The sequence below is a fragment of the Stenotrophomonas sp. 2YAF22 genome (assembly GCF_052114665.1).
GTDB lineage: Bacteria > Pseudomonadota > Gammaproteobacteria > Xanthomonadales > Xanthomonadaceae > Stenotrophomonas > Stenotrophomonas indicatrix.
In genome coordinates, this window is sequence record NZ_JBFRFE010000597.1 from 1 (window position 1) to 2,715 (window position 2,715).

The 2,715-nt window shown below is 64.7% G+C and carries 2 protein-coding genes; both read right to left on the reverse strand.

Features of this window, described 5'->3' with window-relative positions; translation table 11 throughout:
* The coding region (locus AB4Y84_RS18705) for an amino acid permease (protein ID WP_442250638.1) at positions 1-672 on the reverse strand (672 nt) is incomplete at its 3' end.
* 108 nt (positions 673-780) lie between these two features.
* Positions 781-2,715: TonB-dependent receptor domain-containing protein (locus AB4Y84_RS18710; protein ID WP_442250639.1), on the reverse strand; the 1,935-nt coding region annotated here is incomplete at its 5' end.

Here is a 2,715-nt window from a genome sequence, read left to right on the forward strand (position 1 = left end):
CCGTGCCGCGCGCCGCGAATAGATGCTGGCGCCTTCGATGCCGATGAATACCCACACGGTGACCAGCATCATCCCGCGCAGCTGCTGGCCCATGTCGCCCAGCGCGGGAGCGCCGAAGAAGTCGGCGCGGAACACGTCCATGCGGAATGCGCCGGCCGCCAGGATCAGGAACAGCGCGATCGGCACCAGCTTGGCCACGGTGACCAGGCCATTGACGATCGCCGCGGTGCGCAGGCCGCGCAGTACCAGCAGGTGCACGGTCCACAGCAACAGGGACGATGCGGCAATGGCGGCCGGTGTATTGCCTTCGCCGAACACCGGCGCGAAGTGGCCGAGACCGCTGAAGATCAGTACGAAGAAACTGGCGTTGCCGAGTACCGAAGCGACCCAGTAGCCCCAGGCGGCGGAGAAACCGATGTAGTTGCCGAAGCCTTCGCGCGCATACGCATAGATGCCGGTGTCCAGGTCAGGGCGGCGATTGGCCAGGGCCTGGAACACGAAGGCAAGCATCAGCATGCCGGCACCGCTGACCGCCCAGCCGATCAGCGCGGCGGCCGGACCGGCGCTGCGCGCCACGTTCTGCGGCAGCGAGAAGATGCCGGCACCGACCATCGAGCCGACCACCAGCGCGGTCAGTGCGGCCAGGCCAAGGCGTTGGTTGGAAGAGGACATTACGTGCGCCGCAGGTATCGGGGTATCCATGATGGACGCTGTCGCGTGCGGAAAAAAGCAAAGGCCCGGGCGCGAGCCCGGGCCTTTGCAGGTAAAGCGGCAGCAGTATTACTTGAAGGTGTACTTGAAACCGACGGTGTAATAACGGCCCAGCGCACCGGAGAAGTGCATCGGGTTGTAGTTCACGCCGCCGTAGGTGGTCGGGTCGAGCGGGGCGATGCGGTCGAACACGTTCGCCACCGAGGCGTTGAGTTCGAACGAATCGTTGATGCTCCAGCGACCGGACAGGTCCATCGTGGTGAACGAAGAAATCTTCTTCACCGGCTCGCCATCGGCGTAGAAGGCCAGGTAGTCGCCGCCACGCTTGTCCTTGTTCTCCATCTTGCTGATGTAGTTGGCAACGGCGCTGACGCTCCACGGCCCCTGCTTCCAGGTGGTGCCGAAGTTCACCTTGTCCTTCGGCGTGCCGATGCAGTTGGTGACATCGCAGTTGCCGTGGGTACCCACGTAGTCAACCGTGTCGCCACCTTCGGTACGCTCGAACTTCAGGATGTGGCTCCACTGCAGGTCCAGCTCCAGCTGGCCCGGGCCGATATCGAAGGTCTGGCGGATATCGGTATCGATACCGCGCACGCGCGAGGAGCTGGCATTCACGTAGGCGGTGTTGACTGCCAGGATGGTGCCGCTGTTGGCCACGCCATTGAGATCGTTGCTGTCACGCAGGACGTTGCCGGCGAGGATCGCCGCCGAAGTGCTGCCCTGCACGATTTCGTTGGTGCGCTTGATCTGCCAGGCATCGACGGTCATCGAGGTGGACGAAGTCGGCTGCAGCACGATGCCGACCGAGTAGCTCTTGGACTCTTCCGGCTTCAGCAGCTTGTTCGGCTTGGTGATGATCGCCACCGAGTTTGCGCCGCACTCTGCCGCGTTGTTGCCGCTGATCTGGCAACGAATCGGGTCGACGGCGGTGGAGAAGGCCGCCAGGCCACCGTCACCGTTCTCGGCCGGGTTCGGCGCGCGGAAGCCTTCGGCGTAGCTGGCGCGCAGGGCGATCCAGTCGGCCGGGGTCCACTTCACGCCCAGCTTCGGCGTGGCCTTGCCTTCACCGCTTTCGTACTTGTCGTAGCGCATGGCGGCCGACAGTTCCAACTGCTCCAGCACCGGTGCGGACAGTTCGACGTAGCCTGCATACACGTTCTGGGTGCCGTCGTAGGCCGAATAGCCCAGGCCGATGATGTCGCCGGTGTCGGTGAAGGTCTGCGGGGTCAGGCTGTTGCTGGTCTTGCGCCATTCGGTGCCGAACGCCAGGCCCAGCGGGCCACCCTTCAGGTCCATCAGGCTGCGCGACATGGTGAAGTCGAACATGTCCAGGCTGGACTTGGCGCGTGCACTGATCATCGGCGAGATGAAGTCGTACAGCGCCTGCGAGTTCTGGCCGGCGTTGTCGCCGATGCGCCACACGCCACCGGCGCAGTTCGGGTTGGCCAGTGCGCAACGCACGTTGTCGTAGTTCAGGAAGCCGGTGCGCTTGTTGGTCAGGTCGGTGCCCGAATGCAGGTAGGCGGTGTCGTAGCTCCAGTCACCCCAGTTTCCCTTCACGCCAACCAGGAAGCGATTGAACTCGTTGGTGTTGTCGGTAACGCGCGGGCCGACGTCCCAGGCCGAGTAGCGCAGGCGCACCGGCGCACCGGTCGGGTTGTCCGGGTGGGTGGCACCGAGCGTGGTTGCGCCCGAGCCGCTGTTGGCGTTGACCGGGCCGCCGGGGTAACCCCAGCCGCCGGATACGCCGGACGGGGTGTTGCTGAAGATCGTCTGCTTCTTCGAGTAGCCGATCTCGGTGTAGACCTCGCCGCCTTCACCGAAGGCGAAGCTGGCGCGACCGAACACGTTGACGTACTTCTCTTCCGGGATCAGGTCGCGGTACTGCTGCGCCGGATCGAACAGGCAGCCGGCACCCTCGCGGCGTTGGACGCCGAGGCCCGGGCACGGAGCGGGAGCGCGTTTTGCGAGCTGTCCTTGGATCAGCAGGAAGGCCTCCTGACG